The sequence below is a fragment of the Enterobacter sp. CFEC122 genome, assembly GCF_052983755.1.
On the sequence record NZ_JBRIQR010000013.1, the window covers coordinates 40,172 to 65,936 of the forward strand.

18 protein-coding genes are annotated in these 25,765 nt (G+C 57.1%); 4 read left to right on the forward strand and 14 right to left on the reverse strand.

Features of this window, described 5'->3' with window-relative positions:
• Nucleotides 1–4 precede the first annotated feature (4 nt).
• Together cysI and cysJ are read right to left on the reverse strand one after the other, a co-directional pair.
• The gene (gene cysI / locus ACVCAM_RS11195) at nucleotides 5–1,717 is read right to left on the reverse strand and encodes an assimilatory sulfite reductase (NADPH) hemoprotein subunit (protein WP_024909261.1); all 1,713 of its coding nucleotides are present in this window, start codon (nucleotides 1,715–1,717) and stop codon (nucleotides 5–7) included.
• Nucleotides 1,717–3,522, reverse strand: a complete 1,806-nt coding sequence (gene cysJ, locus ACVCAM_RS11200) for an NADPH-dependent assimilatory sulfite reductase flavoprotein subunit (protein WP_049121052.1) — start codon at nucleotides 3,520–3,522, stop codon at nucleotides 1,717–1,719. The genes cysI and cysJ overlap by 1 nt, the downstream gene beginning before the upstream one ends.
• Before the next feature lie 306 nt (nucleotides 3,523–3,828).
• Here cysJ and queD point away from each other — a divergent pair, with 306 nt between their 5' ends.
• Nucleotides 3,829–4,191: a 6-carboxytetrahydropterin synthase QueD gene (gene queD, locus ACVCAM_RS11205; RefSeq protein WP_407223622.1), complete on the forward strand. Its 363-nt coding sequence runs from the start codon at nucleotides 3,829–3,831 to the stop codon at nucleotides 4,189–4,191.
• Between the two features lie 88 nt (nucleotides 4,192–4,279).
• Here queD and queE read toward each other — a convergent pair whose 3' ends face one another.
• The 3 genes from queE to ACVCAM_RS11220 all read right to left on the reverse strand — a co-directional run bounded on the left by queE (nucleotide 4,280) and on the right by ACVCAM_RS11220 (nucleotide 7,272).
• On the reverse strand, nucleotides 4,280–4,951 hold the full coding sequence (gene queE / locus ACVCAM_RS11210; protein WP_021241905.1) for a 7-carboxy-7-deazaguanine synthase QueE: 672 nt from the start codon (nucleotides 4,949–4,951) through the stop codon (nucleotides 4,280–4,282).
• 72 nt (nucleotides 4,952–5,023) lie between these two features.
• Nucleotides 5,024–5,713, reverse strand: coding sequence for an N-acetylmannosamine-6-phosphate 2-epimerase (locus ACVCAM_RS11215; RefSeq protein WP_219999213.1), 690 nt, complete (start codon nucleotides 5,711–5,713; stop codon nucleotides 5,024–5,026).
• On the reverse strand, nucleotides 5,713–7,272 hold the full coding sequence (locus ACVCAM_RS11220; protein ID WP_407223623.1) for a PTS transporter subunit EIIC: 1,560 nt from the start codon (nucleotides 7,270–7,272) through the stop codon (nucleotides 5,713–5,715). Before ACVCAM_RS11220 ends, ACVCAM_RS11215 begins: the two co-directional genes overlap by 1 nt.
• A 165-nt stretch (nucleotides 7,273–7,437) precedes the next feature.
• On the opposite strand from ACVCAM_RS11220, the gene ACVCAM_RS11225 reads away from it, so the two are divergent.
• Both ACVCAM_RS11225 and ACVCAM_RS11230 read left to right on the forward strand, forming a co-directional pair.
• Complete coding sequence (locus ACVCAM_RS11225; RefSeq protein ID WP_021241902.1) at nucleotides 7,438–8,262, forward strand: MurR/RpiR family transcriptional regulator; 825 nt, start codon at nucleotides 7,438–7,440, stop codon at nucleotides 8,260–8,262.
• Nucleotides 8,263–8,620: 358 nt separating this feature from the next.
• Nucleotides 8,621–9,730: an SDR family oxidoreductase gene (locus ACVCAM_RS11230; RefSeq protein ID WP_407223624.1), complete on the forward strand. Its 1,110-nt coding sequence runs from the start codon at nucleotides 8,621–8,623 to the stop codon at nucleotides 9,728–9,730.
• Between the two features lie 53 nt (nucleotides 9,731–9,783).
• Here ACVCAM_RS11230 and eno read toward each other — a convergent pair whose 3' ends face one another.
• The 5 genes from eno to rlmD form a co-directional block, all read right to left on the reverse strand.
• The gene (gene eno, locus ACVCAM_RS11235) at nucleotides 9,784–11,082 is read right to left on the reverse strand and encodes a phosphopyruvate hydratase (protein WP_003862715.1); all 1,299 of its coding nucleotides are present in this window, start codon (nucleotides 11,080–11,082) and stop codon (nucleotides 9,784–9,786) included.
• A gap of 82 nt (nucleotides 11,083–11,164) precedes the next feature.
• On the reverse strand, nucleotides 11,165–12,802 hold the full coding sequence (gene pyrG / locus ACVCAM_RS11240) for a glutamine hydrolyzing CTP synthase (RefSeq protein WP_008499626.1): 1,638 nt from the start codon (nucleotides 12,800–12,802) through the stop codon (nucleotides 11,165–11,167).
• 223 nt (nucleotides 12,803–13,025) lie between these two features.
• Nucleotides 13,026–13,817 carry a nucleoside triphosphate pyrophosphohydrolase gene (gene mazG, locus ACVCAM_RS11245; RefSeq protein ID WP_008499627.1) on the reverse strand — a complete coding sequence of 264 codons (792 nt, stop codon included), beginning with the start codon at nucleotides 13,815–13,817 and terminating at the stop codon, nucleotides 13,026–13,028.
• A gap of 66 nt (nucleotides 13,818–13,883) precedes the next feature.
• Entirely contained in the window at nucleotides 13,884–16,115 is a 2,232-nt protein-coding gene (gene relA / locus ACVCAM_RS11250; RefSeq protein ID WP_008499628.1) for a GTP diphosphokinase, read from the reverse strand.
• Nucleotides 16,116–16,166: 51 nt separating this feature from the next.
• Nucleotides 16,167–17,465: a 23S rRNA (uracil(1939)-C(5))-methyltransferase RlmD gene (gene rlmD, locus ACVCAM_RS11255; protein ID WP_039265525.1), complete on the reverse strand. Its 1,299-nt coding sequence runs from the start codon at nucleotides 17,463–17,465 to the stop codon at nucleotides 16,167–16,169.
• A gap of 57 nt (nucleotides 17,466–17,522) precedes the next feature.
• Here rlmD and barA point away from each other — a divergent pair, with 57 nt between their 5' ends.
• On the forward strand, nucleotides 17,523–20,282 hold the full coding sequence (barA, locus tag ACVCAM_RS11260; RefSeq protein WP_045408504.1) for a two-component sensor histidine kinase BarA: 2,760 nt from the start codon (nucleotides 17,523–17,525) through the stop codon (nucleotides 20,280–20,282).
• 89 nt (nucleotides 20,283–20,371) lie between these two features.
• On the opposite strand, the gene ACVCAM_RS11265 is transcribed toward barA, so the two are convergent.
• The 4 genes from ACVCAM_RS11265 to gudP all read right to left on the reverse strand — a co-directional run bounded on the left by ACVCAM_RS11265 (nucleotide 20,372) and on the right by gudP (nucleotide 25,637).
• Nucleotides 20,372–21,511, reverse strand: coding sequence for a glycerate kinase (locus ACVCAM_RS11265; RefSeq protein ID WP_262818614.1), 1,140 nt, complete (start codon nucleotides 21,509–21,511; stop codon nucleotides 20,372–20,374).
• A 77-nt stretch (nucleotides 21,512–21,588) separates the two neighbouring features.
• Complete coding sequence (gene gudD, locus ACVCAM_RS11270; RefSeq protein WP_023325986.1) at nucleotides 21,589–22,926, reverse strand: glucarate dehydratase; 1,338 nt, start codon at nucleotides 22,924–22,926, stop codon at nucleotides 21,589–21,591.
• A 15-nt stretch (nucleotides 22,927–22,941) separates the two neighbouring features.
• Nucleotides 22,942–24,282 (reverse strand): glucarate dehydratase family protein, encoded by a 1,341-nt coding sequence (locus ACVCAM_RS11275; protein WP_262818615.1) that lies wholly within the window; start codon nucleotides 24,280–24,282, stop codon nucleotides 22,942–22,944.
• Nucleotides 24,282–25,637: a galactarate/glucarate/glycerate transporter GudP gene (gene gudP, locus ACVCAM_RS11280; RefSeq protein WP_032675441.1), complete on the reverse strand. Its 1,356-nt coding sequence runs from the start codon at nucleotides 25,635–25,637 to the stop codon at nucleotides 24,282–24,284. Before gudP ends, ACVCAM_RS11275 begins: the two co-directional genes overlap by 1 nt.
• Nucleotides 25,638–25,765 lie beyond the last annotated feature (128 nt).

Consider the following 25,765-nt stretch of genomic DNA (forward strand, 5'->3'; position numbering starts at 1 on the left):
GTGTTTACTCCCAGAAATCCCTGGCGGGATCGAGCACCGGGCGAATGATGCCCGCACGCACCGTAAAGTCGCCGAAGCCTTCACCCGCTTCGCGCTCTTTCGCCCAGCGCCCGACAAGCTCGTCGATGGAATCAAGAATTTCCGGCTCGGTGATGTTCTCGCGGAACATACGCGGAATGCGCGTGCCGATACGGTTACCGCCCAGGTGCAGGTTGTAGCGCCCCGGCGCTTTCCCCACCAGCCCCAGTTCGGCCAGCATCGCGCGACCGCAGCCGTTCGGGCAGCCCGTCACGCGCATAACAATATGCTCGTCCGGAATGCCGTGTTTTTCCAGAATCGCTTCTACCTTGTCAGTGAATGACGGCAGGAAACGTTCCGCTTCGGCCATCGCCAGCGGGCAGGTCGGGAACGACACGCAGGCCATTGAGTTTTCACGCTGCGGCTTCACCGCATCCATCAACCCATGTTCGCGCGCCAGCTTCTCGATCTTCGCCTTCTGGCTTTCCGGCACGCCGGCAATGATCAGGTTCTGGTTAGCGGTGATGCGGAACTCGCCCTTATGGATCTTCGCAATTTCCAGCAGGCCGGTTTTCAGCGGACGCCCCGGATAATCCAGAATACGGCCGTTTTCGATAAACAGCGTCAGGTGCCATTTATTGTCGATACCCTTCACCCAGCCAATGCGATCGCCGCGACCGGTGAATTCGTAAGGGCGGATCGGCTCAAACTTGATGCCCGCGCGACGCTCCACTTCCGCTTTGAACGTCTCGACGCCCACGCGCTCCAGGGTGTATTTGGTTTTCGCGTTTTTACGGTCGGTACGGTTACCCCAGTCGCGCTGGGTCGTCACCACCGCTTCCGCCACGGCCAGCGTGTGCTCCAGCGGCAGGAAACCGAACTCGCTGGCGGTGCGGGCATAGGTTTTCTTGTTACCGTGTTCAATGGACAGACCGCCGCCCACCAGCAGGTTAAAGCCAATCAGCTTGCCGTTTTCGGCAATCGCCACGAAGTTCATGTCGTTGGCGTGCAGGTCGATATCGTTCTGCGGCGGGATCACTACCGTGGTTTTAAACTTACGCGGCAGGTAGGTCTGACCGAGGATCGGTTCTTCGTCCGTAGTCGCGACTTTTTCCTGATCGAGCCAGATCTCCGCATAGGCGCGCGTGCGCGGCAGCAGGTGCTCGGAGATCTTCTTCGCCCACTCGTACGCTTCAGCGTGCAGCTCGGACTCATACGGGTTCGAGGTGCAGAGCACGTTACGGTTCATGTCGTTGGCGGTCGCCAGCGCGTCCAGCCCAACGGAGTGCAGCATCTGGTGCACCGGCTTGACGTTCTTCTTCAGAATGCCGTGGAACTGGAAGGTCTGACGGTTGGTCAGACGGATGCTGCCGTAGATCGTGTTTTCACCGGCAAACTTGTCGATCGCCTGCCACTGTTTGGTGGTAATCACCCCGCCCGGCAGACGGCAGCGCAGCAGCATCGCGTGACGCGGCTCCAGCTTCTGCTCTGCACGCTCGGCGCGGATGTCGCGGTCGTCCTGCTGGTACATGCCGTGGAAACGGATCAGCAGGAAGTTGTCGCCTTTGAAACCGCCGGTGAGACCGTCATTCAGATCTTCAGCAATGGTGCCACGCAGATAGTTGCTTTCCAGCTTCATGCGCTCGGCGTCTGTCAGTTTACCTTCGACCACCAGTGGCCCTGGATGTTTTTCGCTCATTAGTAGACATCTCGCTGATAACGGCGCTCAACGCGCAGCTCACTTAAAAATTCATCCGCCGCTTCGGCATCCATACCGCCGAATTCGGCAATCACTTCCAGCAAAGTCTGCTCAACGTCTTTCGCCATGCGATTAGCGTCGCCGCAGACATAAATGTGGGCACCGTCATTGATCCAGCGCCACAGCTCTGCGCCCTGTTCGCGCAGTTTGTCTTGTACGTATACTTTTTCTTTCTGGTCGCGGGACCAGGCCAGATCGATGCGGGTCAGTACGCCTTCTTTCACATAGCGCTGCCACTCCACCTGGTAGAGGAAATCTTCCGTAAAGTGCGGGTTGCCGAAGAACAGCCAGTTTTTACCCGGCGCGCCATCCGCCGCGCGCTGCTGCATGAAGGCGCGGAACGGCGCAATGCCGGTGCCCGGGCCAATCATGATGACCGGCGTTTCCGGGTTTGCAGGCAGGCGGAAGTTGTCGTTGTGCTCGATAAAGACGCGCACTTCGCCCTCTTCTTCCACGCGGTCTGCCAGGAAGCCCGATGCTCCACCCGTACGGGCGCGGCCTTCGATGTCGTAGCGCACCACGCCGACGGTGATATGCACTTCGCTCTCCACCTCGGCCTGAGACGAGGCAATCGAGTACAGGCGTGGGGTCAGCGGACGCAGCAGGCCGATCAGCGCATCGGCATCCAGCTGAGCCGGAGAGAAGCGCACCATATCGACAATCGGCGTCGTCGCGGCGTAATGCTGCAGCTTCGCCTTGTCGCCCACCAGCGGCAGCAGGGATTCGCTGCGCGTTAAGGTGGCATAATTTTCGACGATATTCGGGGTATTCACCGTCAGCTCAAAATGCCACTGCAACGCTTCAGAAAGCGGCTGCGTTTTGCCGTCAACGGTGACGGGCTCGTCGCCTTTCAGCCACAGCAGCTCAACCAGCTCTTTCACCAGCGCCGGATCGTTCTGATACCAGACGCCCAGCGCATCGCCAGGCTGATAGCGCAGGCCCGAGTCGCCGAGATCGATTTCGATATGGCGAACGTCTTTTTCGGAATCGCGGCCGGTAATTTTCTGGTTCACCGACAGGCTCGCCGCCAGCGGCGCCTCTTTGGTGTACGGGCTGGTGTGGATGTCGTTAACAGCCCCCGTCGCGGTGAACGCGGCCTGGGTTGACGTCTCTTTCGGCACGCGCGCTTTTAGCACGTCAACGATGCGGGCACGCCATTCAGCGGCGGCGGCCTGGTATTCAACATCCGCGTCAACGCGGTCCAGCAGGCGCTCTGCGCCCAGCTCCGCCAGCCTGCTGTCGAAGTCTTTGCCGGACTGGCAGAAGAATTCATAGGAGGTATCGCCCAGGCCAAAGACGGCAAACGCCGTGCCATCCAGCTTCGGCGCTTTTTTCGAGAACAGGAACTTATGCAGCGCCACCGCTTCTTCTGCGGGTTCACCTTCACCCTGCGTAGAAGCCACCACCACCAGCAGTTTTTCTGACGCGATTTGCTTAAATTTATAATCCCCGGCGTTGACCAGGTTCACGTTCAGCCTGGCGGCCAGCAGGTCGTCACGCAGCGCTTCGGCCACGCGGCGGGCGTTACCCGTCTGCGAGGCGGAAATCAGGGTAATGGCCGGAATTTCTACGGCCGTGGCCGGTGCACCCGCCACAGCGCCAGGCTGCTGATTAAGCATTCCCCAGAAATAACCGGAGACCCAGGCAAGCTGAGTGGGAGAAAAATCAGAGGTGGCAGCCTGAAGGCGCGCCAGCTGCTCCGGGTTCAGGGGAAGCAAGTTTGAAGGTGGGGCCTGTGTTGTCATGCGTCGTTATGTTCCAGTAGCCAAGCGGACTTTAAGCGAATAAATCCAAACTGAAGATAAGGTTAACGGCGAGGATAATAACAATTAAAGAAGGGATGGAAATAATAAATAACCAAATGGACTAACCTGTTTTGGTTGTCATGCTTAGCGATAAAACCGATTAAATAATTATTTGAAATATAAGAACAAATAGCGATAAACATCCCGTATACGAGGCGGTTGCCGCTCAGAGCCGTTTTAGTTAATGCTAAAAATTGTGCTTTCCGGTACTATGCGGCGGTTTTTTCCGCATTACTGAGAGCGATCATGTCCACCACACTGTTTAAAGATTTCACCTTCGAAGCCGCCCACCACCTTCCGCATGTCCCTGAAGGGCATAAATGTGGCCGTCTGCACGGGCATTCGTTCATGGTGCGTCTTGAGATCACCGGTGAAGTTGATCCGCATACCGGTTGGATCATGGATTTTGCCGAGCTGAAGGCCGCGTTTAAGCCGACCTACGATCGTCTGGATCACTACTTCCTGAATGAGATCCCGGGCCTTGAAAACCCGACCAGCGAAGTGCTGGCAAAATGGATTTGGGATCAGATGAAACCGCAAGTACCGCTACTGAGCGCGGTGATGATCAAAGAGACCTGTACGGCTGGCTGCGTGTATCGCGGCGAGTGATGCTTGCCGGGTGGCGGCTTCGCCTTACCCGGCCTACAAAAGCCTCGAAACCCAGGCCCGGTAAGCGCTCGCGCCACCGGGCTTTTTTTCAGGCAATATTCAGATACTTGTGCGTCTGCATCGACAGGCGCCAGTTGCGCGCAATACAGGTTTCAATGCACAGGCGCGTTGCATCGTCTTTCTGGCTGATAGGCTGCAGGGCAATGACCCGCTGCTTTTCGTCCGTCAGCGTGGCCAGCAGTTCATCCAGCGCTTCGATATCACGCACGCGTCCTACCGGGTGCTTAATCTCATCCGCGCGCTCCAGCGCCTGAGACAGCACGTCATACCCACCGCGCATATTCACTTTTGGCGATACCGTCACCCAGGTGGTGTGCGAGCAGCGCACTTCATGGGTGCCGCTGGTTTCGATCTGGCAGCTGTAGCCGTTCTTTTCGAGCAGCTCGGTCAGCGGCGTCAGATCGTGGATGCAGGGTTCACCGCCGGTGATCACCACGTGACGCGCCGTCCAGCCCTGACGACCAATGATGGCGAGCAGATCTTCGGCACTGCCCGCGCCCCACTTATCGCTCTCTTTGGTTTTCGCCAGAATGCTAAACAGCGACACTTCCCGATCTGCGAGCTTATCCCACGTATGTTTGGTATCACACCAGGCACAGCCAACCGGGCATCCCTGTAAACGAATGAAAATAGCGGGAACGCCGGTAAAGTAACCCTCGCCTTGCAGGGTCTGGAACATCTCGTTAATCGGGTACTGCATAGTCATCTCAGTAAAGGGGATAAACGATAAGTATCGCAGATCCCCGCCGGATGGTCATGCTCCATCGGTGCTTTACGCGCCAATCGCCGCCATAAACCGTTCCGTGATTTGCTGCGGACGGGTGATCGCGCCGCCGACCACCACCGTATGCGCGCCCAGCGCCAGACACCTGGCCGCACGCTCGGGGGTATCCACGTTGCCTTCGGCAACCACGGGCACCGTCACGGCGGCCAGCACCGCCTTCAGGAAGGCGCAGTCGTTTTCCGGAAGTGAATGGCCCGCCGTTTCCGCCGTGTAGCCGTAAAGCGTGGTGCCGACGCAGTCGAAGCCCAGCGCCTGCGCCGTCACGGCTTCCTCCACGGAGGAGATATCCGCCATCAGCAGCACCGCGGGATAACGTGCGCGGATGCGCGAGACCAGCGTTTCCAGAGATTCTCCGCCGGGACGTGACCGCGCCGTCGCATCAAGCGCAATGATGTCCGGCGAGACGCTCATGAGCTCATCCACCTCTTTCATTGTCGCGGTGATAAACACCTCGCTTTCGGGATAATCCCGTTTGATGATGCCGATGACCGGCAAAGACACCTGCTGCCTGATGGCCTCGATATCCACCACGCTGTTCGCGCGAATGGCGGCAGCCCCGCCCTGTGCCGCAGCCAGCGCCATGCGCGACATAATAAACGGGCTGTGCAGCGGTTCATTTTCCAGCGCCTGACAGGAGACGACCAGTTTTCCCTTCAGGTTATCCAGTACAGTTTTCATTACGATAAGATCTCTTCCACTTCGTTTTTGATAATCGTGACGTGCGGGCCATAAATGACCTGAACGCCGTTGCCGCGCACGATAACGCCGCGCGCCCCGGTGGCTTTCAGTGCCGACTCATTCACTTTGCTGCCGTCTTTAACCGTGACGCGAAGACGCGTGGCGCAGCAGTCCACCTCGTCCAGATTCTCTTTTCCGCCTAATCCGGCGATCACCGCGGCTGCGCGTTCGTTTTGCGGCAGACTGACCTCATCAGCCATCGCCTCCTTTTCCCGACCTGGCGTCGCGAAATCAAAGCGGTTAATCAGATAGCGGAAGGTAAAGTAGTAAAGGAAGAACCACGCTACGCCGACCAGCGGAACGAACATCCAGTTGGTTTTGGCTTCTCCCTGCAAAATGCCGAACAGCACGAAGTCGATGAAACCGCCGGAGAAGGTTTGCCCGATGGTGATATGCAGCATGTGCGCGAGCATGAATGCCAGCCCGTCAAACAGCGCATGGATGACGTAGAGCACCGGCGCAATAAACAGGAACGAGAATTCGATAGGCTCGGTAATCCCGGTCAGGAACGAGGTTAACGCCGCAGAAAGCAGCAGCCCGGCAACGCGTTTTTTGTTCTCGGGTTTTGCCGTGTGGTACATCGCCAGGCACGCCCCGAGTAGGCCAAACATCATCGTAATAAAGCGCCCGGACATGAAGCGTGACGTGCCCTCATAGAAATGTTGCGTGTTCGGGTCAGCCAGCTGAGCGAAGAAGATCCGCTGCGTGCCTTCCACCAGGTGACCGTTGACAATCTCACTCCCGCCAAGCGCGGTGGTCCAGAAAGGCAGGTAGAAGATGTGGTGCAGACCGAACGGACCCAGCATGCGTAAAATGAAGCCGTACAGCAAAGTGCCCAGATAGCCGGTCGCATCCACCAGCCCGCCGAGACCAAAAATCAGCTTCTGGAAATGCGGCCAGACCACGGTCATGAGCGCACCGACGAGTATCGCCGCCAGCGAGCTGATGATAGGAACAAAGCGCGAGCCGCCAAAAAAGCCCAGGAACTGCGGAAGTGCAATCTTGTTAAACCGATGATGGAGCGCGCAGGTTACCAGCCCAATCACCACGCCGCCAAAGACGCCGGTTTCCAGCGTCTGAATACCCAGCGTCATGCCCTGCCCCACGGCCCCCGGGTTCTCATGCGCCAGTTTGCCGGTGAGGATCAGCAGCGCGTTGATGGTGGCATTCATCACCAGAAACGCGAGTAACGCCGCCAGACCCGCCGTGCCCTTATCGCTTTTTGCCAGCCCGACGGCCACCCCAACGGCAAACAGCACCGAGAGGTTCGCAAACACGATGGATCCTGCGCTGCTCATGATGGTGAAAATGGCCTGCAGCCAGCTCACGTCTAAAAACGGATAGGCCGCCAGCGTGTTGGGATTGGATAGCGCGCCGCCTATCCCCAGCAGCAGACCTGCCGCAGGCAGCACGGCAATCGGCAACATAAAGGATTTGCCAAAGCGCTGCGCTTTTTCAAACCATCCCCCTGAAGAAGCCCCACTGAATATTTGCATCATTTTTTCATCCCCCCATTAATAGATGAAAATTTTTACCATATTAATTTTAGATAGTGAAAATTATCATCAAAAACCAGGACAACGATCATACTTTTTCGAAATGACTGGCTTCTTTCCCCCGCTTTCCGCCACACTAGTCGCAGAGAAACGCATTAAGGATCGAGCATGTCAGACCATGAAAACCTGCTGCTGAAGCTACGCCAGGAGGCTTCCGGGTACAGCCCAACACAACAAAAACTCGGTGAGTTTGTTCTCAGCGATCCTGCCCGGGTGCTCTACCTGACGATCACCGAACTGGCGCGCGAGAGCCACACCAGCGAGGCCAGCGTGACGCGTCTTTGCCGCACTCTGGGCTGCAAGGGCTATAACGAATTTAAAATGGCGCTTGCGCTGGATATTCAGCAGGGCCAGCCCGCGCGTCAGGCGGGGGATGAGATTGATAACGTCGTGGATGAGTCGGTGCAGGCTTTGCAGGACACCGCCAGGCTCCTTGACCGCACGCTGCTTGAAAAGGCCGCGCTGGCGCTGCATCAGGCGCAGTCGGTGCAGATTTATGGCGTTGCGGCCAGCGCGATCCTCGGGGAGTATCTGCACTACAAGCTGTTGCGGCTGGGCAAACCCGCACAGCTGTTTAGCGATATGCACCGCGCGGCCATGAATGCGACAACGCTTTCGGAAGAGACGCTGGTGGTGGCAATCTCCAGTTCCGGCTCAACGCGAGATCTACTCCACGTGGTGAAGCTTGCCCGCAAGCGCGGCGCTAAGGTTCTGGCACTCAGCAATACGCCTCGTAGCCCGCTGGCGTCCCTGAGCGACATGCAGCTGGTGGCCGCCAAGCCAGAGGGGCCGCTTAGCGCGGGCGCGCTCAATGCCAAAGTTGGGGTCATGCTGCTGGTCGAACTGCTGACCACGTCCATGATTGCGCTGGATGGCCGTTACGGCGACGTTAGCCAGCAAACGGCCAGCGCCACGCTTCCTCTGTTACTCTAAAAACCCTTCGCAGGCTAAATAAAATAGCCTGCGCTTAATGTCGCCTGATTTAAGTTAAGTGGTGTTTAAATCATTTATCCGGTAAATGTTTGGTGTAACAAAGTATTATATTTATTACATTTAGAATTAAATTCACCACCCGATAAGCACCACAAAAAGGACTTTAAAATCATCATGTTGAAATATGCATTTTAATAAATTGAATTTTCACCCTGCCTGTAATGTCCAATATCTCCACCTGAATTCCTTTCCTTAAAATAAGCTTAAGATGCTGTCGATTTCGGCTTTTTATTATTTAAATGCCGTTTACTTTTGCACGCCTACAATCCGCCTCATCAATCATAATGAGACGGTATTAATGAAGATGTTAATGATTACAGGTGTGACGGGGTTTCTGGGCGGTGCAGTACTGGAAAAAATTCTGACCAGCGATCAATCCGTAAAACTGCTTTTGCTCGCGCGTGCCAGCGATCCGCAGAGCGGGCTGGAGCGCGTGCTGGAGAACATGCGCAAGTTCAACGTTCCTGAGGACAAACTGGCCACTCTGAGCGTGAACAATATCCTCATTGGCGATCTCAGCCAGCCTGAAGCCTTCCTGAACGATCCGCGTCTGGACCAGGTCACGCATGTCGTGAACTGTGCAGCTGTTGCCTCATTTGGTAACAACCCGCTCATCTGGAAGGTCAACGTGGAAGGAACGCTGGCACTGGCGCGCCGCATGGAGCAGGTTTCAACGCTACAACGCTTCCTCCACGTGGGCACGGCAATGTCATGTACGCCGGAGCAGGATTCCCTGGTCGCCGAAAGCGCCGAATTCAGAGAGAATGCTGAACACCTGGTGGAATACACGTTTTCGAAGTCAACCATCGAACAGCTGATGCGCCAGGAATGTCCGAACCTGCCGCTGCTCATCGCGCGTCCGTCCATCGTTGTCGGCCATACCCGCCACGGCTGCACGCCCTCGAGCAGTATTTTCTGGGTCTTCAGCATGGGCCTGATGCTGCAGAAGTTTATGTGCTCGATGGAGGACCGGATCGACGTTGTCCCGGTGGATTATTGTGCCGACGCGCTGTTAATGCTGCTCAACAGCAACGCGCGTCCGGGGGAAGTGGTACACATTTCGGCCGGAGAAGAGAACAGCGTTCGCTTTGCGGATATTGATAATGCGATGGCGCTGGCGCTGGAGAAAGCCCCCGTCGGCGATAAGTACGCGCAGGTCAGCTACGAAACGCTGGTCAGAATGCGCCGTGAACTAAAAACGATTTTTGGCCCGTGCAACGAACGTCTGATGCTGAGAGCTATGCGGTTATACGGTGCGTTTGCCACGCTTAACGTGCGCTTCAGCAACGATAAGCTGCTGAGCATGGGGATGCCGAAGCCACCCCGGTTTACGGATTATATTGCCCGCTGCGTGCAAACCACCCGGGGGCTGACCATTCCGGAGCAAATGGCGGTCGATTTTAAATAGCCAAAAAAAATGCCAGTCATTCGACTGGCATTTTCATTTTAAGGCTTAAGCGATTATGCCTGGCCTTTGATCTCTTTACGACCGTTGTATGGTGCTTTTTCGCCCAGCGCTTCTTCGATACGAATCAGCTGGTTGTATTTAGCAACACGGTCAGAACGGCTCATAGAACCCGTTTTGATCTGGCCAGCAGCGGTACCCACAGCCAGGTCAGCAATGGTCGCGTCTTCAGTTTCGCCAGAACGGTGAGAGATAACCGCGGTGTAGCCAGCGTCTTTCGCCATTTTGATCGCAGCCAGCGTTTCGGTCAGGGAACCGATCTGGTTGAATTTGATCAGGATGGAGTTAACGATGCCTTTCTCGATACCTTCTTTCAGGATCTTGGTGTTGGTTACGAACAGGTCGTCACCCACCAGCTGGATTTTGTCGCCCAGTACTTTAGTCTGGTATGCGAAGCCAGCCCAGTCAGACTCGTCCAGACCGTCTTCGATAGACACGATTGGGTACTGTTTGGTCAGGTCTTCCAGGAAGTGAGTGAACTCTTCGGAGGTGAACGCTTTGTTGCCTTCGCCAGCCAGAACGTATTTACCGTCTTTGTAGAATTCAGATGCTGCACAGTCCATCGCCAGGGTGATGTCTTTGCCCAGCTCGTAGCCCGCTGCTTTTACCGCTTCTGCGATAACAGCCAGTGCTTCTGCGTTAGAACCCAGGTTTGGCGCATAGCCACCTTCGTCACCCACAGCTGTGTTCATACCTTTAGCTTTCAGAACTTTAGCCAGGTTGTGGAACACTTCAGAACCCATACGTACTGCTTCTTTCAGGGATTTCGCGCCAACTGGCTGAATCATGAATTCCTGAATATCAACGTTGTTGTCTGCGTGCTCACCACCGTTGATGATGTTCATCATTGGTACAGGCATGGAGTATTTGCCTGGGGTGCCGTTCAGTTCAGCGATGTGCTCGAACAGTGGCATACCTTTAGCCGCCGCAGCCGCTTTGGCGTTCGCCAGGGAAACGGCCAGGATTGCGTTCGCACCGAAGTTAGATTTGTTTTCAGTACCGTCCAGATCGATCATGATCTTGTCGATGCCAGCCTGATCTTTGGCATCTTTGCCAACGATAGCCTGAGCAATAGGACCGTTAACAGCGCCAACCGCTTTCAGTACGCCTTTGCCCATGAAACGGGATTTGTCGCCATCACGCAGTTCCAGCGCTTCGCGGGAACCGGTAGAAGCACCTGATGGAGCAGCTGCCATACCGACGAAACCACCTTCCAGATGAACTTCGGCTTCAACGGTCGGGTTACCACGGGAGTCGATGATTTCACGACCGATGACTTTAACGATTTTGGACATTAGATTTTCCTCAGTACAAGTTAAACTAAAACTCCAGACAAACAACGCGTACCAAAGGTACGCGTTGCCGTTCTAACTTTTTTTACTTCGCCTGACGCTTCTGGTAGTCGCTGGCGGCTTTCACGAAGCCTGCAAACAGCGGATGCCCGTCACGTGGCGTTGAAGTAAATTCCGGGTGGAACTGGCAGGCGACAAACCACGGATGGTTTGGCACTTCGATGATCTCGACTAACTGATCATCCCCGGAGCGGCCCGCAACACGCAGACCCGCAGCTTCAATTTGTTTCAACAGCATGTTGTTGACTTCATAGCGGTGACGATGGCGCTCGGTGATGACCGGCTCGCCGTACAGCTTGCGAACCACGCTATCGTCAGTCAGCTGGCAGGCCTGTGCGCCAAGACGCATAGTGCCACCCAGATCGCTCTTCTCGGTACGGACTTCGACGTTACCGTCTTCATCACGCCATTCAGTGATAAGCGCCACAACAGGGTACTTACAGTCTGGCACAAATTCCGTAGAGTTCGCGTTTTCCATTCCCGCTACGTTGCGCGCAAATTCGATCAGCGCAACCTGCATACCCAGACAGATGCCGAGGTATGGAATATTGTTTTCACGCGCATAACGCGCGGTGGCGATCTTGCCTTCTACACCACGGTAGCCAAAGCCGCCAGGGATAAGGATAGCATCCAGATCTTTCAGGATTTCAACGCCACGCGTTTCAACATCCTGCGAATCAATCAGCTTGATGTTCACGGAGACACGGTTCTTCAGACCACCGTGTTTCAGCGCTTCGATCACGGACTTATAGGCATCCGGCAGCTCAATGTACTTGCCGACCATACCGATAGTCACTTCGCCTGCCGGGTTGGCTTCTTCGTAAATAACCTGTTCCCATTCAGACAGGTTTGCTTCCGGACAGTTCAAGCTGAATCGTTTACAAATATAATCGTCCAGACCCTGTGATTTCAACAGGCCCGGGATTTTATAAATGGAATCGACATCTTTCATTGAAATAACGGCTTTTTCAGGCACGTTACAGAACAATGCAATTTTCGCACGTTCGTTCGCCGGAATGGCGCGATCGGAACGGCAAACCAGGATGTCAGGCTGAATACCGATAGAGAGCAGCTCTTTAACAGAGTGCTGGGTCGGTTTGGTTTTCACTTCACCTGCCGCCGCCATGTAAGGCACCAGCGTCAGGTGCATGAACAGCGCGTGTTCACGACCAATGTCTACCGCCAGCTGACGAATCGCTTCGAGGAACGGCAGGGATTCGATATCACCCACGGTACCGCCGATTTCAACCAGCACAACGTCATGCCCTTCGCCACCGGCAAGGACACGCTCTTTGATGGCGTTAGTGATGTGTGGGATAACCTGCACGGTCGCGCCCAGATAGTCACCACGGCGCTCTTTACGCAGAACGTCAGAGTAGATGCGGCCAGTCGTGAAGTTATTACGACGGGTCATTTTGGTACGAATGAAACGCTCGTAGTGGCCAAGATCCAGATCGGTTTCAGCGCCGTCTTCAGTAACGAACACTTCCCCGTGTTGGGTTGGGCTCATGGTGCCAGGATCGACGTTGATGTACGGATCCAGTTTCATCATGGTCACATTGAGGCCACGGGCTTCAAGAATGGCTGCGAGGGAGGCTGCGGCAATGCCTTTACCCAGAGAGGATACGACCCCGCCGGTCACAAAAATATAGTTCGTTGTCATGCTGAACCTGAGAAGTTAGGGTGAAACGATGGAATAACCAGGACGGGAAAGTAGTATACCCGAACACGGCGAGCGCCACAAACTTTCATTCTCCGTCTCCATTCCAGGCCATGACAAACATAAGGAGTGAGAAAATAGCCCCTTTTGGGTAAATGTTTTTGACGCAAATCAAGCGCTTGTCATTTAAAAAATCACACAAATTGCGCTTGATCGCAAAATTTCGTTAGAGATCAGATTCCTGGCGCTTTACTTCCTGCCAGACTTCTTCCATCGCGTCGAGGTCAATACCGCTCATTTCCAGGCCTCGCGAGGCGACAATCCGCTCCACTTCGCGAAAGCGGCGTTCGAACTTAAGGTTGGCTTTTTGCAGCGCCGTTTCCGCTTTTACACCCAGGTGGCGAGAAAGGTTGACGGTCGCAAACAGCAGATCGCCCATCTCTTCCTCAAGCTTTGCTTCATCCACCACCGCCTGCTGCGCTTCGTGCATCACCTCGTCAATCTCTTCGTGCACTTTATCCAGCACCGGGCCGAGGGAGGTCCAGTCAAACCCCACGGCGGAGCAGCGTTTCTGGATTTTGTGCGCGCGCATCAGCGCGGGCAGGCTCAGCGGAATGTCGTCCAGCGCGGAGTGCTGGGATTTTTCTGCCCGCTCGGCGCTCTTGATCTGCTCCCAGCGGGCCAGGACTTCGGTGCTGGTTCCTGCGGTAGCGTCACCGAAAATATGGGGATGACGGCGCTCAAGCTTGTCGCTGATGGCAGCGCAGATATCGTCAAAGTTAAAGCGCCCCTCTTCCTGCGCCATCTGCGCGTAGAACACGACCTGGAAAAGCAGATCGCCCAGCTCGCCGCGCAGGTCGTCAAAATCTTCACGGGAAATGGCGTCCAGCACCTCGTAGGTCTCTTCAAGGGTGTACGGGGCGATGGTGGCGAAAGTCTGCTCTTTGTCCCACGGGCAGCCGTTTTCCGGGTCGCGCAGGCGTTTCATGATGCCGAGCAGGCGGTCGATTTGAGTCATAATACTGTCCTGATGAAAAAATGCCGGGTGGCGGCGTTGCCTTACCCGGCCTACGGAAGAGGATGTTTAGCCGCCGTGCAGACGACGCGCGTCAATCACATCCGGCACCTGGTTCAGCTTGCCGAGCACGCGGCCCAGCACCTGCAGGTTATAGATTTCGATAGTCATATCGATGGTGGCAAGCTGCTCGCGGGTATCGCTGCGGCTGGCGACGCCCAGCACGTTGACCTTCTCGTTGGCGAGAATGGTCGTGATGTCGCGCAGCAGGCCGCTGCGGTCGTTGGCGGTGACACGCACCACCAGCGAGTAGCCGGCGGAGTAGCTCTCGCCCCAGACCGCTTCCACGATGCGCTCCGGCGCATGGGACTGCAGCTCGGCAAGCTGGTCGCAGTCGGAACGGTGAATCGAAATTCCGCGCCCCTGAGTGATAAAGCCAACGATATCGTCGCCTGGGATTGGCTGACAGCAGCGGGCAATGTGGTGCATCAGGTTACCGACACCTTCGACCACCACGCGGCCGTTGTCTTTGCTGCGCTGCTGCGGCGCGTAGGTTTTCTGCTGCAGCTGCTTCAGCGCCGCCGCGTCCTGCTCTTCCGCGCTTGGCTTATTGAACTGCGCCTGCAGGAAGTTCACCATCTGATTCAGACGAATATCACCGCCGCCAATCGCCGCTAACAGCTCATCAAGCTCGTTGAAGTTGTAGCGCGGCAGCAGGAATTTCTCCGCCTCTTTCAGGCTGATCCCGATATGCTCCAGCTCGTCGTCAAGGATCTGGCGACCGGCAAGGATATTCTTGTCTCGATCCTGTTTACGGAACCAGGCGTGAATCTTCGAGCGCCCGCGGCTGGTGGTGACATACCCCAGGTTCGGGTTAAGCCAGTCCCGGCTCGGGTTCGGCTGCTTCTGGGTAATGATTTCAATCTGGTCGCCCATCTGCAGCTGATAGGTGAACGGTACGATACGCCCGCCAATTTTCGCCCCGATGCAGCGGTGCCCCACATCGCTATGGATGTGGTAGGCAAAATCGAGCGGCGTAGAGCCGGCCGGCAGGTCGACAACGTCCCCTTTCGGGGTAAAGACGTAGACGCGATCGTCAAAGACCTGGCTGCGCACTTCGTCGAGCATCTCGCCGGAATCGGCCATCTCTTCCTGCCACGCAATCAGCTTACGCAGCCAGGCAATGCGGTCTTCGTGGCCAGAACGCGCCCCGCCGGACGTGCCTTCTTTGTATTTCCAGTGCGCGGCAACGCCCAGCTCGGCGTCCTCGTGCATCTGTTTGGTGCGGATCTGAATCTCGACCGTTTTACCGCCAGGGCCAAGCACCACGGTATGGATTGACTGATAGCCGTTCGGTTTGGGGTTGGCGACATAGTCGTCAAACTCATCGGGCAGATGACGGAAGTGCGTGTGCACTATCCCCAGCGCGGCGTAGCAGTCCTGCAGACGCTCCGCCACGATACGCACGGCGCGCACGTCAAACAGCTCGTCGAAGGCGAGGTGTTTCTTCTGCATTTTGCGCCAGATGCTGTAGATGTGCTTTGGTCGACCGTAGACTTCGGCGCGCACGTTCTCTTCTTTCATCGCCTGGCGCAGTCCGCCGACAAATTCCTCGATATAGTGCTCGCGATCGATACGGCGCTCGTGCAGGAGTTTGGCAATCCGTTTGTATTCCGCCGGGTGCAGATAGCGGAAGCAGTAATCTTCCAGCTCCCACTTCAGCTGACCAATCCCCAGCCGGTTCGCCAGCGGCGCATAGATGTTTGTACACTCTTTGGCAGCCAGCACGCGCTCATCTTCCGGCGCATCCTTCACCTCTCGCAGGTGGGCAATGCGCTCGGCCAGCTTGATGACCACGCAGCGGAAATCATCCACCATGGCCAGCAGCATCCGGCGAACGTTATCGACCTGCTCTGAGGAGACGGAATCTGTATGCGCGGCTTTGAGCTGACGAATGGCTGCCATATCGCGCACGCCGTGGATCAGCGCGACGACGGATTTTCCGACGCTGTCGCGCAGCACGTCTTCGCTGACCACGTCCGCATCCGCGAGGGGGAAGAGCAGCGCGGCCTGCAGCGTTTCGATGTCCATGTTCAGCATGGACAGGATTTCAACCATCTCCACGCCGCGCCACAGAAGAAGATCGGCGTCGGGATGCCCCTGCGTGGTGCGCAGACAATAGGCCCAGGTTTCGGTTAAGCGTTCACACGACTGCTGGCTGGAAATTCCCAGACTTGCGATCCATTTTTGTGGGTCAAACTCCCCAGCTTTATTGAGATGTGCACTTCTTACCGCAACCATTGTCCTCTCCTTTAGGGACCAGGGCCTGTCGAAGTCGACAAGCCAAACAAATTAGATGTGCTCGAACAACACCATCGATTCCAGATGCCCAGTGTGCGGGAACATGTCCAGCATTGCCAGACGCTGAATCTGGTAACCCGCGCTGAGCAGTGCCTCGCTGTCCCGGGCAAGCGTTGCCGGGTTACAGGAAACATAGACCACACGCTTTGGCGCGAGTTTAATAATATGTGCCATCACGCCCGGGGCACCGGCACGCGCCGGGTCGAGCAAAATTTTATCAAAGCCCTGCTTTGCCCACGGCTGTTGGGTGACATCGTCCTCAAGATTTTGATGAAAGAATGTCACATTTTGCAAGCCGTTCTGCCGCGCGTTCTCCTGCCCTTTCGCCACCAGCGCCTCAACGCCTTCCACGCCGACGACGCTGGCCGCTTCTTGCGCCAGCGGCAGCGTGAAGTTGCCCATTCCGCAGAACAGATCGAGCACCCGGTCGCTTTTCTGAACGTCCAGCCACGCCAGCGCTTTCGCCACCATCTGCTGGTTAACGCCATCATTGACCTGAATGAAATCCCGCGGGCTGAACGTTAAGCGTAGCCCGTTTGACGCATACCAGGGCGCCTCACCGGTAACCTGTTCAAGTATCTCGCTTTGTGGTGCCAGGAAAAGCGCCAGGTCGTGGGAATGCGAAAAGCGTTCCAGTTTTTCGCGATCTTTCTTCGACAACGGCGCGGTATGACGCAGCACCATCAGCGGGCCATTGTTTGCCATGACCAGTTCGACGTGCCCAAGATGGCGTACGCCGTCCAGCCCGGAGAGGCAGATGCGCACTTCCGGAAGCAATGCCTCAAGATGGGGCACCAAAATGGGGCACCGCTTCACGTCAACGATGTCGCTGGAGCCGGCCTTGCGAAACCCCATCTCCAGCCGCTCCGTTTTTGGCTGATAGCTGAGGCTCAGGCGCGCGCGACGACGATAGCCCCAGGGCTCATCGGCAACAATTTCGTTAACGTCATGTTTAAGCAGACGCGCCAGCGCGTTGCTTTTGCTTTTTTGCTGTAATTCTGTGCTCGCATGCTGTTGCTGGCAGCCGCCGCACACGCCAAAATGGGGACAGCGGGGTGCCACACGCTCCGGGCTATCGTTGAAGCGACGCTTAACCTGCCCGCGCGCAAACTGGCGTTTATCTTCCGTTAGCGTAATTTCTGCTCGTTCTGCTGGCAGTAAACCTGTTATAAACAGAGCCTTACCATTGTGACGTGCCACTCCCTGGCCAAACGGATCGAGTTCCGTGGCCTCAACAGTGATGATTTGACGCGTCGTCACGCGTCGCTTTGCAGAGTAGAATTGCGCCATCGCAGAGATTTTTCTCACATAACCATAATTATCTTAATTGTCCCATAACGGAACGCCATGACCAACTACAGCCTGCGCGCGCGCATGATGATTTTGATCCTCGCCCCCACCGTTCTCATCGGTTTGCTGCTGAGTATCTTCTTTGTGGTGCACCGCTATAACGATTTGCAGCGACAGCTGGAAGATGCAGGCGCCAGCATTATCGAACCGCTTGCCGTCTCCAGCGAGTACGGCATGAACCTGCAAAACCGCGAATCCATTGGGCAGTTAATCAGCGTACTCCACCGCCGCCACTCGGACATCGTACGCGCCATTTCCGTTTACGACGAACATAACCGCCTGTTTGTGACCTCAAACTTTCATCTCGATCCGGCAGCACTGAAAATCCCGGACGGTACGCCGTTCCCGCGCCACCTCACCGTATTGCGGCGCGGCGATATCATGATCCTGCGCACGCCGATCGTGTCGGAAAGCTATTCCCCCGATGAGTCTGCACAGTCCGACGCCAAATCCAGCAATAATATGCTGGGATATGTGGCGCTGGAGCTGGATCTCAAGTCGGTCCGGCTACAGCAGTACAAAGAGATCTTCATCTCTGGCGTGATGATGCTGTTCTGCATCGGCATTGCGCTGATCTTCGGCTGGCGCCTGATGCGCGACGTGACGGGCCCCATCCGCAACATGGTTAACACGGTTGACCGCATTCGCCGGGGACAGCTCGACAGCCGTGTGGAAGGGTTTATGCTGGGCGAGCTGGACATGCTGAAAAACGGCATCAACTCGATGGCGATGTCGCTGGCGGCCTATCACGAAGAGATGCAGCACAACGTTGACCAGGCGACGTCCGACCTGCGCGAAACGCTGGAGCAGATGGAGATCCAGAACGTTGAGCTGGATCTGGCGAAAAAGCGCGCTCAGGAAGCGGCGCGTATTAAATCGGAATTCCTTGCCAATATGTCGCACGAGCTGCGCACGCCGCTCAATGGCGTGATCGGCTTTACCCGTCTGACCCTGAAAAGCGAGCTCAACCCCACTCAGCGGGATCACCTGCACACCATTGAACGTTCGGCCAACAACCTGCTGGCGATCATTAACGACGTGCTGGACTTCTCCAAGCTGGAAGCGGGCAAGCTGATCCTCGAGAGTATCCCCTTCCCGCTGCGCAGCACGCTGGATGAAGTGGTGACGCTGCTCGCGCACTCGTCGCACGACAAAGGCCTGGAGCTGACGCTTAACATTAAAAACGACGTGCCGGATAACGTTATTGGCGATCCGCTGCGCCTGCAGCAGGTCATAACTAACCTTGTCGGGAATGCCATTAAGTTCACCGAAAGCGGTAATATCGACATCCTGGTAGAGAAACGCTCCATCAGCAGCAATAAGGTCCAGATTGAAGTCCAGATCCGCGATACCGGCATCGGCATTCCGGAGCGCGACCAGTCGCGTCTGTTCCAGGCGTTCCGTCAGGCGGACGCCAGCATCTCCCGCCGTCATGGCGGTACCGGTCTGGGGCTGGTGATCACCCAGCGCCTGGTGAACGAGATGGGCGGCGATATCTCTTTCCACAGCCAGCCAAACCGCGGTTCAACCTTCTGGTTCCACATTAATCTGGACCTTAATCCGAACGTGCTGACCGATGGCCCGGTGACGGACTGCCTGAAAGGCAAGCGTCTGGCCTACGTTGAACCTAACGCTGCGGCGGCGCAGTGTACGCTCGACATCTTAAGCACCACGCCGCTGGAGGTGGTCTACAGCCCCACCTTCTCGGCGCTTGCCGTAGAGCATTACGATATTCTGCTGATGGGCATTCCGGTCACCTTCACCGGCGAGTTGACCATGCAGCAGGAGCGCCTGGCGAAAGCCGCGTCGATGACCGACTACCTGCTGCTGGCGCTGCCGTGCCATGGGCAGCTCAACGCGGAAGAACTGAAAAACGACGGCGCGGCCGCGTGCCTTTTGAAACCACTGACCGCAACCCGTTTGCTGCCAGCCCTCACGGAATATTGCCGTCTTAGCCAGCATGCCCTTCCGCTGATTAACGATGAGCAAAAATTGCCGATGAGCGTGATGGCAGTGGATGATAATCCGGCCAACCTGAAGCTCATTGGCGCATTGCTTGAGGACCAGGTTCAGCATGTGGAGCTGTGCACCAGCGGCGCGCAGGCGGTTGAACAGGCTAAGCAGATGCAGTTCGATTTAATCCTGATGGATATTCAGATGCCGGGCATGGACGGCATCCGGGCGTGCGAGCTGATCCACCAGCTGCCGCATCAGCAGCAAACGCCGGTTATTGCTGTCACCGCGCACGCGATGGCGGGCCAGAAGGAGAAGCTGCTGAGCGCCGGGATGAATGACTATCTGGCAAAGCCCATCGATGAAGAGAAACTTCATAGCCTGCTGTTGCGCTACAAGCCGGGTCATATTGGCGGAACGTACACGGTTTCCAGCGAACCGGTTGAAATCAGCATCAATCAAAACGCGACCTTTGACTGGCAGCTCGCGCTGCGCCAGGCGGCAGGTAAACCCGATTTGGCCCGCGACATGCTGCAAATGCTGGTCGCGTTTCTGCCAGAAATTCGCAACAAGGTGGAAGAGCAACTGGTGGGTGAAAACCCGGAAGATCTGCTGGACGCAATCCACAAGCTGCACGGCAGCTGCGGGTACAGCGGCGTACCGCGGCTGAAAAACCTCTGCCAGTTGCTGGAGCAGCAGTTGCGTGCGGGCACGCCGGAATCGGAGCTTGAACCGGAGTTCCTGGAGCTGCTGGATGAAATGGATAACGTGACGCGCGAAGCGATGAAGGTGTTGGGGAGCTGAGGTAAAAGCCCGGTGGCGCTCCGCTTGCCGGGCCTACAGGTGCACTAACGTAGGCCGGGTAAGGCGAGGCCGCCACCCGGCAATCACAGTTAAAATGCCTGCCCCACTTTCAGCACCGCCGCGATATTCCTTGCGGCCATCCTGACGTTCTCGCCGGCATTTTCCAGCGCGTCTTCCAGCGTGCAGATGGTGTACATCACGCTAAACACGGCATCAATGCCGTGATCGTGTACCACGCCAACGTCCGCCGTCAGGCTGCCTGCAATGCCAATAACGGGTTTGTTAAAGCGTTTTGCCACCTTCGCCACCCCCACCGGGACTTTGCCGTGGATCGTCTGGCTGTCAATGCGGCCTTCCCCCGTGATCACCAGATCCGCATCGGCCACCTGGTCGGCCAGGTGTAGCGCATCGGTCACGATCTCAATGCCCTGGCGCAGCTGCGCGCCGCAAAAGGCGTAGAGCGCCGCGCCCATGCCCCCCGCCGCGCCGCCGCCAGCAAGGTTCAGCACGTCGATATCCAGGTCCCGGGCAATCACGCTTGCATAGTGCGCAAGCGCGTTGTCCAGGGTGACGATCATCTCGGGTGTGGCGCCCTTCTGCGGGCCGAATACCGCTGACGCGCCATCGTTCCCGGTAAGCGGATTGGTTACATCGCAGGCCACCTCAATCCGGCATTCCACCAGACGCTTGTCCAGCCCGCTCAGGTCGATACGCGCGAGTTTTCCCAGCTCGCCCCCGCCCTGCCCAAGAGGCTGTTCATTGTCGTCCAGCAGCTTCGCCCCCAGCGCCTGCACCATCCCTGCGCCGCCGTCGTTGGTAGCGCTGCCGCCAATGCCAATAATAATATGCTTAACGCCCACATCCAGCGCGTGACGAATCAGTTCGCCCGTGCCCCAGGAGGTGGTTTTCAGCGGATTACGCTGCGAAGGCGCAACCCGCTCCAGGCCGCTTGCCGCCGCCATTTCAATAAAGGCGCTCTGCTTATCTCCGGACAAGCCATAGAACCCCTCCACGCGCTCGCCCAGCGGGCCGGTCACCGGAACATGCACAATGCTTCCCTGCGTTGCCGCGATCATCGCCTCAACCGTCCCTTCGCCACCGTCCGCGACCGGCAGCTTCACGTAAACCGCCTCGGGAAAGATCTCGCGAAAACCACGCTCTATCGCTGTCGCAACCTCAAGCGCACTCAAACTTTCCTTATACGAGTCCGGTGCGATAACAATTTTCATAAGCCATCCTTACGCATAGTTGTTACGTTAAGCATACACCACGTAAAAGACCGCCCATGGGAGCGGTCCCAATGCGTTTATCGTACCATGCACGGGCGTTTATTGTCGAATGTCCAGTCAGGGATGAGATACTGCATCGCCATCGCATCGTCGCGCGCGCCCAGACCGTGTTTCTGATACAGCTCATGGGCCTTCATGACCTGATCCATATCCAGCTCAACCCCCAGCCCCGGCGTGGAAGGCACCTGCACCATGCCACCTTTGATCTCAAACGGCTGCTTAGTGAGACGCTGATTACCTTCCTGCCAGATCCAGTGGGTGTCGATAGCAGTGATCGTGCCCGGCGCAGCGGCGGCGACGTGCGTGAACATCGCCAGCGAGATATCGAAGTGGTTGTTGGAGTGCGAACCCCAGGTCAGGCCAAACTCATGGCACATCTGCGCCACGCGAACCGAACCCTGCATCGTCCAGAAGTGCGGGTCAGCCAGCGGAATATCGACTGACTGGAGGGATAAGGTGTGCCCCATCTGACGCCAGTCGGTCGCAATCATATTGGTCGCGGTCGGCAGCCCCGTAGCGCGACGGAATTCCGCCATCACTTCACGGCCAGAGAAGCCTTGCTCAGCCCCGCACGGGTCCTCCGCGTAGGCCAGCACGCCTTTCAGCTGCTTGCCGATCGCAATCGCTTCATTGAGAGACCAGGCCCCGTTCGGATCGAGCGTCACGCGCGCCTGCGGGAAACGTTTTGCCAGCGCGGTGACGGCTTCCGCCTCTTCTTCCCCGGCCAGCACGCCGCCCTTCAGTTTGAAATCGTTGAAGCCATATTTTTCGTATGCCGCTTCCGCCAGGCGCACCACCGCATCCGGGGTCATTGCCTCGTCGTGGCGAAGCCGGTACCAGTCGCATTGTTCATCCGGCTGGCTCTGATACGGCAGTGGCGTCAGCTTCCGGTCGCCGACAAAGAACAGATAGCCCAGCATTTCCACTTCGCTGCGCTGCTGCCCCTCGCCCAGCAGCGACGCAACGTTAACGCCCAGATGCTGGCCCAGCAGATCCAGCATCGCGGCTTCAATGCCGGTCACCACGTGGATAGTGGTGCGCAGATCGAAGGTCTGCAGACCCCGGCCCCCGGCATCGCGATCGGCAAAGGTGTTACGCACGGTGTTCAGGACATTTTTGTACTCACCCAGCGTTTTGCCCACCACCAGCGGAATGGCGTCCTCCAGCGTTTTGCGGATCTTCTCCCCGCCCGGAATTTCGCCCACGCCCGTATGGCCGGCATTGTCTTTGATGATGACAATGTTGCGCGTGAAGAACGGCGCGTGCGCGCCGCTCAGGTTCATCAGCATGCTGTCATGGCCCGCAACCGGAATGATTTGCATGGCGGTGACGACAGGGGTCGTAAAAGTACTCATCGTGTAATCCTTTTATCAGTGACGTCCGAAAACAGGGCGCTTACGGTCAAATGTCCAGCCGGGAATAAGGTACTGCATCGGGCCCGCATCGTTTCGCGCGCCGCCCGGCAATTTTTTATACGCCTCATGGGCTTTATGGATCAGATCCCAGTCCAGCTCCACGCCCAGGCCCGTCGCATCCGGTACGGCAATCTTGCCATTGATGATTTCCAGCGGATTTTTCGTCAGGCGGGCTTCGCCTTCCTGCCAAATCCAGTGCGTGTCGATGGCGGTCGGGTTACCCGGCGCAGCGGCGCCAACGTGGGTAAACATCGCCAGCGAAATATCAAAGTGATTGTTCGAATGACAGCCCCAGGTGAGTCCCCAGTCATCGCACAGCTGCGCCACGCGGACCGCGCCTGAGAGCGTCCAGAAGTGCGGGTCCGCCAGCGGTATGTCCACGGCGTTCAGCATCACCGCATGACCTAGTTCGCGCCAGTTGGTAGCGATCATATTGGTCGCCACCGGCAGTCCGGTGGCCCGACGGAACTCGGCCATCACTTCGCGGCCCGAAAAGCCCTGTTCCGCGCCGCAGGGGTCTTCCGCATAGGACAGGATATCCCCCAGCCCTTTGCACAGGCTAATCGCTTCATCCAGCAGCCATGCGCCGTTGGGATCGACGGTGATCCGCGCATCCGGGAAGCGCTTTTTCAGCGCCCGGGCCGTTTCAATCTCCTGCTCGCCGGGCAGCACGCCGCCCTTCAGCTTGAAATCCTTAAAGCCGTAGCGATCCTGCGCCGCCTCGGCCAGCCGCACCACCGCGTCGCTGGAGAGCGCTTCCTGGTGGCGCAGGCGATACCAGTCGTGATCGCCCGTGGATCGAGCCAGATAGGGGAGATCGGTTTTATTGCGATCGCCAATGTAGAACAGATAGCCCAGCACGGTGACCGCATCGCGCTGTTTGCCGGGCCCCAGCAGTTCGCAGACCGGGACATTGAGCGCCTTACCCAGTAAATCAAGCAGAGCCGCTTCCAGCGCGGCGACCGCATTGACGCGCAGTTCAAACGTCCAGGCACCTTTACCGAACGTCTCAAAGTCTGCCGACTGGTTGCCCTTATGCACCCGCTGAACCACCTTGTTCAGACGGGCAATCTCCTGCCCCACGACCTGCGGAATGGCATCGACCAGCGTCTGGTAAATCACCTCTCCGCCAGGGGCCTCGCCCACGCCGGTATTCCCTGCGCTGTCTTTTAGCACGACGATATTACGGGTAAACCAGGCGTTATGCGCGCCGCCAATATTGAGCAGCATGCTGTCCTGCCCGGCCACCGGGATGACCTTCATCTCGGTGACGATAGGGCTCGATTGCGTTGTCATCAGCCACGCTCCGCAACAGGTTTAAGTTCGACGCGTTTGATATCCCCCACCAGCACCAGGTAACTCAGGACCGCCACCAGCGCATGCACACCCACGTAGATTAGCGCACCGTTGAAAGAGCCGGTGGTACCGACGATGTAGCCGATAGCGATGGGCGTCACAATCCCGGAGATGTTGCCGAACATGTTGAACAGACCGCCGCTCAGGCCGCTGATCTCTTTCGGGGCCGTATCCGCCATTACCGCCCAGCCCAGCGCGCCAATGCCTTTGCCGAAGAAGGCCATCGCCATAAAGCCGATAATCATCCACTCGGCATTGACGTAGTTACAGAACACCATGGTCATGGAGAGCAGCATGCCGAGCACGATGGGCGTTTTACGCGCGATGTTCAGTGAACCCGTGCGGCGCATCAGCCAGTCGGAAATCACCCCGCCGAGCACGCCCCCCACGAAGCCACAGATGGCCGGGACCGAGGCAACAAACCCCGCTTTCAGAATCGACATGCCGCGTGCCTGCACGAGGTACACCGGGAACCAGGTGATGAAAAAGTAGGTCAAGGCGTTGATACAGTACTGGCCCAGATAGATCCCGATCATCATGCGCGAGCCGACAAGCTGCCTGATCTGCGCCCATTTCTGGCTGAACGGCACTTTCGCCGTCGAGGATTTCTGATCCATGTTGATCAGCGCGCCGCCTTCAGCGATGTACTCCAGCTCTTTTTTGTTTACGCCAGGGTGCTGGTTGGGTTCGTGGATCACTTTCAGCCAGATAAAGCTGATGACGATCCCGAGTCCGCCCATAAAGAAGAACACGTGCGACCAGCCCACCTCATGGGTTAGCCAGCCCATAATGGGCGCAAAGATCACCGTCGCGAAGTACTGTGCGGAGTTGAAAATCGCCACCGCCGTTCCCCTCTCCTGAGCCGGGAACCAGGCCGCCACAATGCGGCTGTTGCCCGGGAAGGAAGGCGCTTCCGCTAAGCCCACCAGGAAGCGCAGCGTGAAGAGCGCGACGATAATGCCGAAGCCGCTGAAGATATCGACGAAGCCCTGCAGCAGGGTAAAGGCAGACCAGATGAAGATGGACCAGAAGTAGACCCGTTTCGAGCCAAAGCGGTCGAGCAGCCAGCCGCCAGGAATTTGCCCGATGACGTAGGCCCACGAGAAGGCGGAGAAAACGTAACCCATGCCCACGGGATCAAGGCCGATATCTTTTGCCATTTCCGAGCCGGCAATCGACAGCGTGGCGCGGTCACCATAGTTAAAGGACGTGACGATAAACAGCATCACCACTATCCAGTAGCGGGCATTGGTGCGCTTTTCAGCGCTGCTCGCTGCGTGGCTTAATGAACTCATTGTTGCACTCCTGAAACATAGCTTTCGCCTGGTTCATTCTGTACAGCACCGGTAGGGTAAGCAGAATGAGATTGGTTTTTGTCGTTTTGGTACGGCCTGAAGCCGTTTTATCGTGACCGGAAAAGTAT